This is a genomic window from Streptomyces sp. NPDC005302 (genome assembly GCF_040607345.1).
GTDB lineage: Bacteria > Actinomycetota > Actinomycetes > Streptomycetales > Streptomycetaceae > Streptomyces.
Map to the genome: position 1 here is coordinate 377,245 of NZ_JBEXGN010000003.1, position 13,040 is coordinate 390,284.

Annotated in this window: 13 protein-coding genes; 8 read left to right on the forward strand and 5 right to left on the reverse strand. The window is 70.2% G+C overall.

Features of this window, described 5'->3' with window-relative positions:
- Positions 1 to 438: 438 nt before the first annotated feature.
- From ABZT74_RS06395 to ABZT74_RS06405, 3 genes are all read right to left on the reverse strand, one after another.
- Positions 439 to 1,896 carry a catalase gene (locus ABZT74_RS06395; protein ID WP_355869440.1) on the reverse strand — a complete coding sequence of 486 codons (1,458 nt, stop codon included), beginning with the start codon at positions 1,894 to 1,896 and terminating at the stop codon, positions 439 to 441.
- Between the two features lie 228 nt (positions 1,897 to 2,124).
- Positions 2,125 to 3,021: a 2-hydroxy-3-oxopropionate reductase gene (locus ABZT74_RS06400; protein WP_355869444.1), complete on the reverse strand. Its 897-nt coding sequence runs from the start codon at positions 3,019 to 3,021 to the stop codon at positions 2,125 to 2,127.
- 44 nt (positions 3,022 to 3,065) lie between these two features.
- Positions 3,066 to 3,905, reverse strand: coding sequence for a TIM barrel protein (locus ABZT74_RS06405; protein WP_356433602.1), 840 nt, complete (start codon positions 3,903 to 3,905; stop codon positions 3,066 to 3,068).
- 220 nt (positions 3,906 to 4,125) lie between these two features.
- Between ABZT74_RS06405 and ABZT74_RS06410 the strand changes: the two genes are divergently transcribed.
- The 7 genes from ABZT74_RS06410 to ABZT74_RS06440 all read left to right on the forward strand — a co-directional run bounded on the left by ABZT74_RS06410 (position 4,126) and on the right by ABZT74_RS06440 (position 10,003).
- A complete protein-coding gene (locus ABZT74_RS06410; RefSeq protein ID WP_355869450.1) occupies positions 4,126 to 4,386 on the forward strand; it encodes a hypothetical protein in 261 nt (86 codons plus the stop codon).
- The gene (locus tag ABZT74_RS06415; protein ID WP_164370301.1) at positions 4,383 to 4,751 is read left to right on the forward strand and encodes a helix-turn-helix domain-containing protein; all 369 of its coding nucleotides are present in this window, start codon (positions 4,383 to 4,385) and stop codon (positions 4,749 to 4,751) included. The genes ABZT74_RS06410 and ABZT74_RS06415 overlap by 4 nt, the downstream gene beginning before the upstream one ends.
- A 174-nt stretch (positions 4,752 to 4,925) precedes the next feature.
- A complete protein-coding gene (uraD, locus tag ABZT74_RS06420; RefSeq protein WP_355869454.1) occupies positions 4,926 to 5,441 on the forward strand; it encodes a 2-oxo-4-hydroxy-4-carboxy-5-ureidoimidazoline decarboxylase in 516 nt (171 codons plus the stop codon).
- Positions 5,438 to 5,839 carry a hydroxyisourate hydrolase gene (gene uraH / locus ABZT74_RS06425; RefSeq protein WP_356175702.1) on the forward strand — a complete coding sequence of 134 codons (402 nt, stop codon included), beginning with the start codon at positions 5,438 to 5,440 and terminating at the stop codon, positions 5,837 to 5,839. Before uraD ends, uraH begins: the two co-directional genes overlap by 4 nt.
- Before the next feature lie 5 nt (positions 5,840 to 5,844).
- Positions 5,845 to 6,768: a factor-independent urate hydroxylase gene (gene pucL / locus ABZT74_RS06430; RefSeq protein ID WP_355869460.1), complete on the forward strand. Its 924-nt coding sequence runs from the start codon at positions 5,845 to 5,847 to the stop codon at positions 6,766 to 6,768.
- A gap of 188 nt (positions 6,769 to 6,956) precedes the next feature.
- The gene (locus ABZT74_RS06435) at positions 6,957 to 8,333 is read left to right on the forward strand and encodes an 8-oxoguanine deaminase (protein ID WP_164370303.1); all 1,377 of its coding nucleotides are present in this window, start codon (positions 6,957 to 6,959) and stop codon (positions 8,331 to 8,333) included.
- A 320-nt stretch (positions 8,334 to 8,653) separates the two neighbouring features.
- Positions 8,654 to 10,003: a nucleobase:cation symporter-2 family protein gene (locus ABZT74_RS06440; RefSeq protein WP_356433650.1), complete on the forward strand. Its 1,350-nt coding sequence runs from the start codon at positions 8,654 to 8,656 to the stop codon at positions 10,001 to 10,003.
- Positions 10,004 to 10,079: 76 nt separating this feature from the next.
- Here the strand turns inward: ABZT74_RS06440 and ABZT74_RS06445 are convergent, their stop codons facing one another.
- Both ABZT74_RS06445 and ABZT74_RS06450 read right to left on the reverse strand, forming a co-directional pair.
- On the reverse strand, positions 10,080 to 10,895 hold the full coding sequence (locus ABZT74_RS06445) for a chitosanase (protein WP_356433603.1): 816 nt from the start codon (positions 10,893 to 10,895) through the stop codon (positions 10,080 to 10,082).
- Positions 10,896 to 10,986: 91 nt separating this feature from the next.
- The gene (locus ABZT74_RS06450; protein WP_356433604.1) at positions 10,987 to 12,411 is read right to left on the reverse strand and encodes an MFS transporter; all 1,425 of its coding nucleotides are present in this window, start codon (positions 12,409 to 12,411) and stop codon (positions 10,987 to 10,989) included.
- Positions 12,412 to 12,619: 208 nt separating this feature from the next.
- On the opposite strand from ABZT74_RS06450, the gene ABZT74_RS06455 reads away from it, so the two are divergent.
- Positions 12,620 to 13,021 (forward strand): helix-turn-helix domain-containing protein, encoded by a 402-nt coding sequence (locus ABZT74_RS06455; RefSeq protein ID WP_355869470.1) that lies wholly within the window; start codon positions 12,620 to 12,622, stop codon positions 13,019 to 13,021.
- The last annotated feature ends 19 nt before the right edge of the window (positions 13,022 to 13,040 follow it).

Here is a 13,040-nt window from a genome sequence, read left to right on the forward strand (position 1 = left end):
GCGCGGCCGCATTCCGCACCCGGAGGTCCCCGGCGCGGACCGGGTCCGTCGGGGCTCGACGCGGACGGCCGGGCGCCGGGTACGGGACCGTCCGTACCCGGCGCCCGGCCGGTGAGCTGTGGGGTTGTTGCCGTCCGACGGCGCGAGGCTGGGCGCGACAGGACATTCGCGCCGCCGGACGGAGTAGCGGGGCCCGTACGGGCCGGTGGGACGGGTGTGGCGGGGACCGCGGCGGATGCGACGGAACCGTGACGCCTCTTCCCTCAGGTCGAGAAGGGGGTCGCGGGACCTTCACCACCGCACTGGCTCGTATGCCGCCGCGGTCCTCACCTCGCCCGCGGACGGTCCTGCGGCCACCCCTCATCCGGGCCGCATGTTTTCCGCGGGCTACGCGCACCGCCCTGACCTCCCGTCAGAGGCGGTACGCGAGCTTCGGTATCAGTCCTCGCGCAGGGCGCGGACCGCTTCCTCCACGCGCTTGCCGTACTCCGGATCGGCGGCGTGGAAGTGGGCGAGGTTCTTCTCGATGACGTCGTCCAGGGAGACCTGGGCGAGGCCGCCGGCGATGTTCGCCACCAGCCGGGAGCGCTCGTCGGCCGACATCAGCCGGTAGAGCTCGCCCGCCTGGAAGAAGTGGTCGTCCTTGGTGTGCAGCGGGGCCTCGTGGGTTCCCGTGTGACCGTGCACGGCGAGCGGCGCGGCCAGCGGGCGGCCGGTCTCGACGGGGCCGTCGTAGGAGTTGGGCTCGTAGTTCTTCGCGGCGCGGCCCTGGGCGTTGGACGCCATGAGACCGTCACGGCCGTAGTTGTGCGCGGTCGTGGCCTTCGGCGCGTTCACGGCGAGCAGCGTGTGGTTGACGCCCAGGCGGTAGCGGTGCGCGTCCGCGTAGGCGAACAGCCGGCCCTGGAGCATCTTGTCGGGGGAGGGGCCGATGCCCGGAACGAAGTTGTTCGGGGAGAAGGCGGCCTGCTCGACCTCGGCGAAGACGTTGTCGGGGTTGCGGTCCAGGACCAGCCGGCCCACGCGCTGGAGCGGGTAGTCCTTGTGCGGCCACACCTTGGTGAGGTCGAACGGGTTGAAGCGGTAGTCCTGCGCCTCGGCGGCCGGCATGAGCTGCACGTGCAGCGTCCAGGACGGGTTCACACCGCGCTCGATGGCCTGGAGCAGGTCCGTCTGGTGGGAGTTCGGGTCCTTGCCCGCGAGCTCCTGGCCCTGCTCGCTGGAGAGGCTGCGGACACCCTGGTTCGTCTTGAAGTGGTACTTGACGAAGAAGGCCTCGCCCTCGGCGTTCGTCCACTGGTAGGTGTGCGAGCCGTAGCCGTTCATGTGGCGGTACGAGGCCGGGATGCCGCGGTCGCCCATCAGCCACGTCACCTGGTGCGTGGCCTCGGGGGCGTGCGCCCAGAAGTCCCAGACGTTGTCCGGCTCCTGCTTGCCGGTGAACGGGTCGCGCTTCTGGGAGTGGATGAAGTCGGGGAACTTGATGGGGTCCTTGATGAAGAAGACCGGGGTGTTGTTGCCGACGAGGTCGTAGTTGCCCTCCTCGGTGTAGAACTTCAGCGCGAAGCCGCGGGGGTCGCGGACCGCGTCGGCGCCGCCCAGGTTGTCGGCGACGGTCGAGAAGCGGAGGAAGACCTCGGTGCGCTTGCCCACCGTGTCCAGGAAGTCGGCGTGCGTGAAGCCGGTGACGTCGTCGGTGACCTCGAAGTAGCCGTAGGCGCCGGAGCCGCGGGCGTGCACCACACGCTCCGGGATGCGCTCGCGGTTGAAGCGGGCGAGCTTCTCCAGGAGGTGCTGGTCCTGGAGGAGGAGCGGGCCACCGACGCCGGCGGTGGCGGAGTTCTGGTTGTCGGCGACTGGGGCGCCGGACTCGGTCGTGAGCACGCGCTTCGACATCGTGGACCTTCCGTACGGGTGGGCAGCGGGGTCAGCGGAAACCTTCTTCCGCTATGTGGACCACATCCGCTTCGTGGAGCCTAGGTTCGGGGCGAACGAGACGTCAACAGTTTGTTGAAGAGGATCCGGGCCGCGGTGGCGCCTGGGCGCGACAGGACATGTGTCAGCGCCACCGCGGCCCGGAGGTTCGAGGAGCCCGGGCGGAACCGGGCCGGCTGTTCGCCTGGTTCAGATCTGCGCGCCGGACAGGCGCTCGACGGCGCGCAGCAGCGCGGAGTGGTCCAGGCCGCCGTCGCCCTGCGCGCGCAGGCTGGCGACGAGCTGCGCGACCACGGCGCCGACGGGCAGCGCGGCGCCGACGTTGCGGGCGGCGTCCGTGACGATGCCCATGTCCTTGTGGTGCAGGTCGATCCGGAAGCCCGGCTTGAAGTCGCGCTTCAGGAAGTTGTCCTTCTTGCGCGCCAGCACGGTGGAGCCCGCGAGCCCGCCGCCGAGGACGTCGAGCGCGGCCTTCAGGTCGACGCCGGACTTCTCCAGGAAGACCACGGCCTCGGCGCACGCCTGGATGTTCACGGCGACGATCAGCTGGTTCGCGGCCTTCACGGTCTGGCCCGAGCCGTGCGGACCGCACAGCACGATGGTCTTGCCGAGCGCCTCGAAGATCGGCTCCGCCGTGTCGAAGTCGCCCTGTTCGCCGCCGACCATGATGGACAGGACGGCCTCGATCGCGCCGGCCTCACCGCCGGACACCGGAGCGTCCAGGACGCGGATGCCCTTGTCCTCGGCCGCCTTCGCGAGGTCCACCGAGGTCTGCGGGGTGATCGAGGACATGTCGATCAGCAGCGCGCCGGACCGCGCGTTCTCCAGGATGCCGTCGGGGCCGTACGCGATGGCCTCGACCTGCGGGGAGGCGGGCACCATCGTGATCACGACGTCGGCGTCCCGGACGGCCTCGGCGATCGATCCCGCGGCACTGCCGCCCGCGGCGGACAGGCGCTCCAGCTTGTCCTTCTCCAGCGTGAAGCCGGTGACGTCGTACCCGGCCTTGATCAGGTTCTCCGCCATGGGCGAGCCCATGATGCCGAGACCGATCCACGCGACCTTGGGCAGATTCGTGTTGCTCATGAGGGTGCCTCTCTGGAATCTCTGCTACGTCTTCGGGGTGCCGCTCAGCGGGCGGCTCGGGCGGCGGCGGGCAGCCAGTCGAAGGCCTCCGCGCTCGGCCGGTCGCCCGGCTTGTACTCCAGGCCGACGAAGCCCTCGTAGCCGGCCTTGGCCAGCTGGTCGAGGAGCTCCTCCAGCGGGAGCGTGCCGGTGCCCGGGGCGCCGCGGCCGGGGTTGTCGGCGATCTGCACGTGACCGGTCCGGTCGGCGTACGCGGCGATCACCTGCTGGAGGTCCTCGCCGTTCATGGACAGGTGGTAGAGGTCCATGAGGAACCGGGCGTTGCCGAGGCCGGTCGCCTCGTTGACCCGGTCGACGACGGCGATGCCGGCCGGGGCGCTCACCAGCGGGTAGCGCGGCGACTCCGGCCGGTTGAGCGTCTCGATCAGGAGGACGGCGCCGATCCGGTCCGCGGCGCGTGCCGCGAGGACCAGGTTCTCCAGCGCGAGCGCGTCCTGCTCGGCCGGGTCCACGCCCTCGACACGGTTGCCGTACAGCGCGTTGAGCGCCGTGCAGCCGAGCGAGCGGGCGAAGTCGGCGGCCACGTCGATGTTGGCGCGGAAGCGCTCCGACTCCTCGCCGGGGAGCGACAGGGCACCCCGGTCCGGGCCGGGCAGCTGCCCGGCGTAGAAGTTCAGCCCCGTGAGCCGGACGCCCGCGTCCTCGATCGCATTTTTGAGGGCGTCGAGCTCGGACTGCTCGGGGGTGGGGGAGTCGACCCAGGGCCACCACAGCTCGACCGCCGTGAAGCCCGCCGCGGCGGCGGCCGCGGGGCGCTCCAGGAGCGGGAGTTCCGTGAAGAGGATCGACAGGTTGACGTTGAAGCGCTGGTCTGCGAATCCCATGGGGGTCGGCGCTCCCTTCCGTACTGGTGGCCGTGCTGTCGGCCGGGCCGGCTGTTTCGCAGCGACTCCGCATTCGCTGATTCCGTATTGCGGAAGTTCGTTTCTGCTTAATGGAAGATTGCCGCCGTGTGTCGGAGCTTGTCAAGGGGGTGCCGCCGGAAAGCCGCCGCCGTTCGGAGGGGACTGCCGGGACGCAGGCGCCGCGCAGTAGGTTGAGCCCGTGCGATTGAGAGTGGAGTTCACGACCGAGCCCTTCGATCTCGACGAGGCCCCCCGGCACGCGCTGGTCGCCCGCGAGGTCATCGAGGCGGCCGACCTGGAGGCCGTTGACGTCGGCCCGTTCGGCAACACCGCGGAAGGCGGCGCGGACTCCGTGCTGACCGCGGTCGACGCGCTGCTGCGCAGAACCCTGGAGGCGGGCGCCACCCGGGTCTCCCTCCAGGTCAACGTCGTAGGTGCCGTCGAGGAGGGCGATAAGTGACCGGTATCGGGGACGACCCCTTCGTCACGGCGGTCAAGCCGCTGGTCGACGCGATGGGGGGCGAGATGCTGCCGCCCGAGCAGGCCGGCGCCGACGACGTCGTGCTGTCCTGGGAGGGTGCCGACGTCGTCGCCGTACGCCTGCCCCAGCTCGCGGACTCGCTCGACCACATCCTCGCGGCCCTGGAGCGCAAGCAGGGCAAGCCGCTCGCGGACCTCGACCGCAGGGCCAAGCAGGAGGTCGTCCGCATCCTGGAGGCGCGCGGCGCCTTCTCCGTGCGGCACGGAGTGGAGACCGTGGCCGGTGCGCTCGGCGTCAGCCGCTTCACCGTCTACAACTACCTGAACCGCGAGAAGGGCGCCTGACCAGCGACAATGCCCTCAATGGCGGCGGACTTCGGACCGCTGTCGGTCCCCGCCGCCCGGAACGTCCGGGCGGCGGTTTTTGTTACCCGAAGTTTTCAACAAAGTGTTGACGTGGTGTTTCCGAGAGCGTTAGCTATCCGCAGCCCGTCCAGCACAAGGCCACGGAGGCTTCCCGTGACGTCGAGTACGACACCTGGCGGCCTCGCCCGGTTCAACGCACTGGCGGAGCACGCGGCCCTCGCCGCGCTCCACGAGGCATGCGCCTCCCGGGCGTGGGGAGAGCGGCTCGTCGCCGCCCGCCCGTACGCCACCGCCGACGACCTGTACACCGCGAGCGACGCCGCCACGGCCGAGCTGACCGACGCGGACCTGGCCGAGGCGATGGCCGGGCACCCGCCCATCGGGCGGCCCAAGCCCGGCGACCCCACCTCCTCCCGGGAGCAGCGCGGCATGGCCGGCGCCTCCGAGGAACTCAAGGAGGAGATGCTCGGACTGAACCTGGCCTACCAGGAGAAGTTCGGCCACGTCTTCCTCATCTGCGCCACCGGCAGGACCGGCGAGCAGATGCGCGACGCGGTCAAGGAGCGGATCGGGAACTCCTCCGAGCAGGAGCGCGGACTCGTCCGCATCGAACTGGGGAAGATCAACCGCATCCGGCTCGGCAATCTCGTACAGGAAGAAGAGGCATGAGCACCGACACCACCGCCTCCGTGTCCACCCACATCCTGGACACCAGCGTCGGCCGCCCCGCCGAGGGCGTCGCCGTCCAGCTCGCCGCCCGCTCCGGGCGCGAGGCCGACTGGCAGGCGCTCGGCGGTTCCGCGACCGACGCGGACGGCCGGTGCAAGGACCTTCCGGCCCTGCCGGAGGGCACGACCCACGTACGGCTCGACTTCGCGGTCGAGGCGTACTTCGAGTCGGATTCAGCGACACAGCAAGCCGATGCGCAGCAGGACGCCCCCGCGAATCGGGACAGCGAGACGTTCTTCCCCGAGGTGGCCATCACCTTCGCCGTCAGGCCGGGCGAGCACTACCACGTACCGCTGCTGCTCAACCCGTTCGGCTACTCCGTTTACCGAGGGAGCTAGCAGACATGCCCACGATTCTGGGACAGAACCAGTACGGCAAGGCCGAGAACCGCGTCGTCAAGATCACCCGAGACGGCGACACGCACCACATCAAGGACCTGAACGTGTCCGTCGCGCTGAGCGGCGACATGTCGGAGGTCCACCTCTCGGGCTCCAACGCGAACGTCCTGCCGACGGACACCACCAAGAACACGGTGTACGCCTTCGCCAAGGAGTACGGCATCGAGTCCGCCGAGCAGTTCGGCATCCACCTCGCCCGGCACTTCGTCACGAGCCAGGAGCCGATCAAGCAGGCGCGCATCCGCATCGAGGAGTACTCCTGGGAGCGGATCGCGACCTCGGACGCCAACTCCCGCTTCATCGGCGCCGACGAGGTCAAGCACTCCTTCGTCCGCCAGGGCCAGGAGACCCGGGTCACCCAGATCACCTTCGACGGTGAGAAGTGGGAGATCATCTCGGGCCTGAAGGACCTCGTCGTGATGAACTCGACCAACTCCGAGTTCTGGGGCTACGTCAAGGACAAGTACACGACGCTCCAGGAGGCCTACGACCGCATCCTGGCCACCCAGGTCTCCAGTCGCTGGCGCTTCAACTGGACCGGCGACGACCAGAAGATGCCCAACTGGGAGAAGTCCTACGACCAGGTCAGGAAGCACATGCTCCAGGCCTTCGCGGAGACCTACTCGCTCTCGCTCCAGCAGACCCTGTACCAGATGGGCTCGCGGATCATCAACAACCGCAGCGAGATCGACGAGGTCCGCTTCTCCCTGCCGAACAAGCACCACTTCCTGGTGGACCTGAAGCCGTTCGGCCTCGAGAACGACAACGAGGTCTACTACGCGGCCGACCGTCCGTACGGGCTGATCGAGGCCACCATCCTGCGCGACGGCTGCGAGCCGCACATCCCGGTGGACCTCACCAACCTGTAGTACTGCACGGGCGGTCCGCACGGACCGCCCCCCGCGGTACTTCCGCTACAGCCCAGCCCCGACGCGTGCGCCGGCGTCAAGTCCCAGGGGAGAGCGGGGGCATCTGCGCAACAACAGCACCACGGACCCGGTCGTCACCCCGCTCGGCCCCCGGGTCCGTCCGCCAATGGGAAGAACGAGGAACCGTCGTGGCAGTCCAGCGCATCGTCATCGAGAACTGCGCCATCGCGACCGTGGACGCGGGTGACACCGAGTACGCCTCGGGTCACATCGTCGTCGCCGACAACAGGATCGAGTCGGTGGGCGCCGGAAAGGCCCCCGAGAACCTGGAGAACGTGGTCCGCCGCATCGACGGCACCGGGCACCTGGCCACCCCCGGCCTGGTCAACACCCACCACCACTTCTACCAGTGGATCACCCGCGGCCTCGCCACGGACCACAACCTCTTCAACTGGCTCGTCGCGCTGTACCCGACCTGGGCGCGCATCGACGAGCAGATGGCCTACTCGGCCGCCCAGGGCTCCCTCGCCATGATGGCCCGCGGCGGGGTCACCACGGCCATGGACCACCACTACGTCTTCCCGAAGGGCTCCGGCGACCTGTCCGGCGCCATCATCCGGGCCGCCCGTGAGACCGGCGTCCGCTTCACCCTCGCCCGCGGCTCGATGGACCGCAGCGAGAAGGACGGCGGCCTGCCGCCGGACTTCGCCGTCGAGACCCTCGACGGGGCGCTCGCCGCCACCGAGGCGACCGTCGACGAGCACCACGACGCCTCCTTCGACGCCATGACCCAGGTCGCGGTCGCGCCCTGCTCCCCCTTCTCCGTCTCCACCGAACTCATGAAGCAGGGCGCCGAGCTGGCCCGCCGCAAGGGCGTACGGCTCCACACGCACGGCTCGGAGACCGTCGAGGAGGAGCAGTTCTGCAAGGAACTGTTCGGGATGGGCCCGACCGACTACTTCGAGTCCACCGGCTGGCTCGGCGAGGACGTGTGGATGGCGCACTGCGTCCACATGAACGACTCCGACATCGCCGCCTTCGCCCGTACGAAGACGGGCGTCGCCCACTGCCCGTCCTCCAACGCCCGGCTCGCCGCCGGTATCGCGCGCGTCCCCGACATGCTCGCGGCCGGCGTCCCGGTCGGCCTCGGCGTCGACGGCACCGCGTCGAACGAGTCCGGCGAACTCCACACCGAGCTGCGCAACGCGCTCCTCATCAACCGTCTCGGCGCCCACCGCGAAGCCGCCCTGAACGCCCGCCAGGCGCTGCGCCTCGGTACCTTCGGCGGCGCCCAGGTCCTCGGGCGCGCGAGCCAGATCGGCTCGCTGGAGGCGGGCAAGCTCGCCGACCTCGTGCTGTGGAACCTGGACACCCTGGCGCACGCGTCGATCGCCGACCCGGTGACGGCGCTCGTCTTCGGCGCCGCGGCGCCGGTCTCCCTCTCGCTCGTCAACGGAAAGCCGGTCGTCGAGGACAGCCGGCTCCTCAACGTCGACGAGGACGCCATCGCCCGCTCCACGCGGGCCGAGGCGCAGCGCCTCGCGCGGATCGCCGCGCAGGCCTGACAACCGAAATCTCCGGCTGAGGGGGACGGCCCTCGGCCGGTAGCCGTGGACCCGAGCGGGGTCCACGGCGGCCGTATCCGGGGCGTGCATGGACGTGCGCGCCCCGGAACGGTCTCCGCCGCGTGGACACCGCGTCCTCGCGACGGTCATCGTCCCGGTCCCGCACGACCGCGCATCACCTCCCTGACACCCACGTCGACGGCGACGTGTACCCGACCGGAGGAGCCGCCGTGGCCGCCCAGCCCGAGCCCAGCACCGATGCACGACCAACTGGAGCAACTGGAGCAACTGGCCAGTCGAAGCACCCGGTTGACGAGAAACTGCCCGCCCTGAAGATGGCGACGAGCGGCCTGCAGCACGTCGCCGCCATGTACGCCGGAGTCGTCGCGCCGCCCTTGATCGTGGGCGCCGCCATCGGTCTCTCCGCCACCGAACTCACCTTCCTCACCGGCGCCTGCCTGTTCACCGCGGGCCTCGCCACCTTCCTCCAGACGCTCGGCTTCTGGAAGATCGGAGCCCGGCTGCCGTTCGTCAACGGCGTCACGTTCGCCGGTGTCGCCCCGATGACCGCGGTCGTCGCCGCCGCCAAGGACAAGAGCGACGCCCTGCCGATCATCTACGGCGCGGTCATCGTCGCCGGTGTGCTCGGTTTCCTCGCGGCGCCCTTCTTCAGCAAGGCCGTCCGCTTCTTCCCGCCCGTCGTCACCGGCAGCGTCATCACGCTCATCGGCGTCTCCCTGCTGCCGGTCGCCTTCGGCTGGGCGCAGGGCCCGGACCCCTCGGCGCACGACTACGGTTCGCAGACCTACCTCGGCCTCGCGGGGGTGACCCTCGTCATCGTCCTGCTGCTGCGCCGCTTCACCCGGGGATTCGTCAAACAGATCGCGGTCCTGCTCGGCCTGGTCGTCGGCACGCTCGTCGCGATCCCGTTCGGTGTCACGGACTTCGGCCCGGTGGCGGACGCGGACGTCGTCGGCTTCCCGACGCCGTTCCACTTCGGCGCCCCGCAGTTCCACCTCGCCGCGATCCTGTCGCTGTGCGTGGTGATGGTCGTCTCGATGACCGAGTCGACCGCGGACATGCTGGCGCTCGGCGAGATAGTCGAGCGGCCCGCCGACGAGAAGACCATCGCGGCGGGTCTGCGCGCCGACACCCTCGGCTCCGCGCTGAGCCCGTTCTTCAACGGGTTCATGTGCAGCGCCTTCGCGCAGAACATCGGCCTGGTGGCGATGACCCGGATCCGCAGCAGGTACGTCGTCGCCACCGGAGGCGGCTTCCTGGTGCTCATGGGGCTCTGTCCGATGGCGGCGTCCCTGATCGCCGTGGTGCCGCGCCCGGTGCTCGGCGGCGCGGGGGTCGTCCTCTTCGGCTCGGTGGCGGCCAGCGGCATCCAGACCCTGGTCAGGGCCGGCCTGGAGAGGGACAACAACGTGCTGATCGTGGCCGTCTCCCTCGCCGTCGGCATCATCCCGATCACCGCGCCCGGCTTCTACCACGCGTTCCCGGAGACCGCGCGGATCGTCCTCGACTCCGGCATCTCGACGGGCTGCGTCGCGGCCGTGGTCCTCAACCTCGTCTTCAACCATCTCGGCAGGGGCCGCGAGGAGGCCGGCGAGGTCACCCATCCCATGGAGGCGGGCGAGGACCTCAAGGCGGTACCGGCCCACTGAGTGAAGGATGGCGGCACCGGCACACGGAGGGCGCGGCACGCAAACGTGCCGCGCCCTCCGCCGTTGCCTTGCCGGATCAGCCGATGTGGTAGCTGTCGCCGTAGACCTTCCAGTCCAGCGGCGTGTTCAGGCTCAGGTTCCGGTTGCGTACGAAGACACGCTGCTCGGTGTCGACCCGGCTGGTGTCGGAGTGCGCCTCCTCCTGCTTCATGGCCCACACCCGCGCGTCGAGGAACGCGTTCAGGTACGTCACCTCGTCGCCGCCCTGGGCCGGGGTCTTGGCCTTCGCCAGGGCGCGCTTGCGGATGCTGCTGAAGCTGGTGCTGTCGCCGCCGTCGCCGTGCATGACGATGGCGTCGTAGTACGTGAACTGGCCGAGCACGCCGATGCCGTCGACCTTGCCCTGCTTCACGGCGGGGTTGAAGTAGACGCGGTCGCGCTCGTCGTTCTGGGCCTGCTGGAACGCGGTGTCCTGGGCGGCCTTGCGCCAGTCGGCGGGGAAGCCGGGGTCCAGTCCGTCGTGGGAGTCGCTGCCGTCGACGTCACGCAGCGCGGGCAGGTACTTGGCCAGTACGTTGCCGGGCTTGCGCTGGGTGTACAGCTCGACGAGGTCGAGCATGTCGTGGGTGCCGGAGCAGAACCCGATGATCCCGGCGGTGTAGCCGCGGCCGTCGCCGATGTCCTCGATGTACTTGTACTGCGCCTTCCAGTCCAGCGAGGAGTTCTCCGCGCTGGAGACCAGCTTCATGGCGATCTCCTTCTTCGCCGGGTCGTCCAGTCCGACGGGCGCGGCGGTCGCGCTCTGCGTGGTGAGGAGGGGGACTGCCACGAGCGACGCGCCGAGCAGGCCGAGCAGGGCGCGACGCGACGTGCCTATGTGGGGGGTGTTCACGGTGCCTCCGGTAGGGGAGTGATGGTGCCGCGTATTGTTAGGAAGGTTTCCTACCAGAGATTCGAAGGGGCGTACACCCGTTCGGCGAGGGCTAGTTGAACGCCTCGTGCACCGCACGCGTCCCGGATTCCGCTTCCGCGCCGGGAGTTGAGCTGTTCCGGCCGGGGCGCAGCAGCACGGCGGCCGAGGTCAGCGCGGTGGCCGCGACCACCGCGGCGACCGTGAAGGCCAGCCGGTACCCGTCCGCCGTGGCCGCCACGAGTTGCTCGCCCGCGCCGGTCAGTTTCTCGGTACGGCTCGCCGCCAGCGTCGTCAGGACGGCCAGCCCGAGCGAACCGCCCACCACTTGGGTGGTGTTGAAGAGGCCCGACGCCAGCCCCGCGTCCTCCGGGCGGGCGCCCGACATCGCGAGCCCCGTCACCGCGGGCATCGCGGCCGCGAACCCCGCGGAGAGCAGGAGGAGGGCGGGCAGTACGTCGACGGCGTAGGACCCGTCGACCGGCGCCCGGCCGAGCAGGGCGAGACCCGCGGTGATCAGGGTGAGCCCGGCGAGCAGGACCCGGTACGGGCCGAAGCGGGCGACCGTGCGCGCCGACAGGGTCAGCATCAGCACGCCGATGGCGACGGGCGCCGGAAGGAACGCCGTTCCGGTCAGCAACTCGCTGTAGCCGAGCACCCGTTGGAGATACAGCGCGCCGATGTACTGGAAGCCGTACATCCCGGCGATCATCAGGATCTGCACCCCGTTGGCGCTCGTCAGGGTCCGGGAGCGGAACAGCCGCAGGCGCAGCAGCGGCCGGGCGGCCCGGGCCTGGCGGACGGTGAATCCGGCGAAGAGGGCCAGCGCGAGGGCGCCCAGGCCGAGCGTGCCGCCGAGGTTCCGGTCGCCGGCGCCCAGGATCGTGTACACCGTCAGCATCAGCGCGCCCGTGACGAGGGCCGCGCCGGGATGGTCGGCGCCGTGGCCGTCGCCGTCGCCGTTGCCCGGTCGGTACTGTCGTTCCGGTCGGTCCGGTGCGAGGATCCGCAGCGCGGCGACCCAGGCCAGCACGCCGATCGGCAGGTTGATCAGGAAGATCGAGTGCCAGCCGAGGGCCTGCGTCAACGCGCCGCCGAGAAACGTTCCGAGCGCTCCGCCCGCCGCGCCGACCGCGCTGAACACCGCGATGGCGCGCCCCTGTTCACGGGCGCCGGGGAAGAGCGACACGAGCATGCCGAGGACGACCGCCGAGGTCATCGCCCCGCCGACCCCCTGCACCGCGCGGGCGGCGATCAGCAGGGCGGGGCCGGTCGCGACCCCGCACAGGACGGACGCCGCGGTGAACACGGCGAGCCCGGCGGTGAACATCCGCCTGCGGCCCACCAGGTCGCCGAGCCGGCCGGCGAGCAGCAGCAGCCCGCCGAACGGGATCAGGTAGGCGTTCACGACCCAGGCCAGTCCGGCGGCGGAGAAACCCAGGTCCTCCTGGATCGCGGGCATGGCGACGGTGATGATGTTCCCGTCCAGGACGGTCATCAGCGTTCCCGCGCAGAGCACCACGAGCGAGGCCCGGCGCGAGTACGTTCGTGGTGTCGGGGGGCTCGTGGGCCCGGTCCGGGACGGCATGACGACCTCCGTGTTCTCCACGGACGGTGACCGGTCCGTGGACGCTCTCCCTTGGTGCACGACTTGTAACGGGGTACATCGTGAGTGACCATGGGGAGTGGCATAAGGAGGCACCTGGATGTCACAGGGGAACACCGGTGTTACGTCGCAGGCAGTGCTCGCGCAGGCGTGTCCGGTCCGCGAGGTTCTTGACAGGGTCGCCGGGAAATGGAGCGTGCTGATCATCGTGGCCGCGGCGCACGGGCCGATCCGCTTCACCGAGCTGGAACGCAGCATCGAGGGGATCAGCCGGCGCATGCTGACCCTCACGCTGCGGCACCTGGAGCGCGACGGACTCGTCACGCGCACCGTGTACCCGACGGTGCCACCGAAGGTCGAGTACGAACTCACCCCGGTGGCACGTGAGTTGCACGCGACGCTGCTCTCCCTGACCGACTGGGCCGAGCGGCACCGCGTCACCATCGCCGAGTCGCGCGCGGCCTACGACGCCGAGCACCGGCCGGAGCCGGCGGACGCGTAGGGCCCGCCGGTCCCGACCG

Coding starts and splice junctions, on each gene's coding strand:
- uraH (WP_356175702.1), top strand. CDS start 5,438: ATGAGCACCGACACCACCGCCTCCGTGTCCACCCACATCCTGGACACC.
- ABZT74_RS06405 (WP_356433602.1), bottom strand. CDS start 3,905: ATGGGATTCGCAGACCAGCGCTTCAACGTCAACCTGTCGATCCTCTTC.
- ABZT74_RS06395 (WP_355869440.1), bottom strand. CDS start 1,896: ATGTCGAAGCGCGTGCTCACGACCGAGTCCGGCGCCCCAGTCGCCGAC.
- ABZT74_RS06450 (WP_356433604.1), bottom strand. CDS start 12,411: ATGACCGTCCTGGACGGGAACATCATCACCGTCGCCATGCCCGCGATC.
- ABZT74_RS06455 (WP_355869470.1), top strand. CDS start 12,620: ATGTCACAGGGGAACACCGGTGTTACGTCGCAGGCAGTGCTCGCGCAG.
- ABZT74_RS06400 (WP_355869444.1), bottom strand. CDS start 3,021: ATGAGCAACACGAATCTGCCCAAGGTCGCGTGGATCGGTCTCGGCATC.
- pucL (WP_355869460.1), top strand. CDS start 5,845: ATGCCCACGATTCTGGGACAGAACCAGTACGGCAAGGCCGAGAACCGC.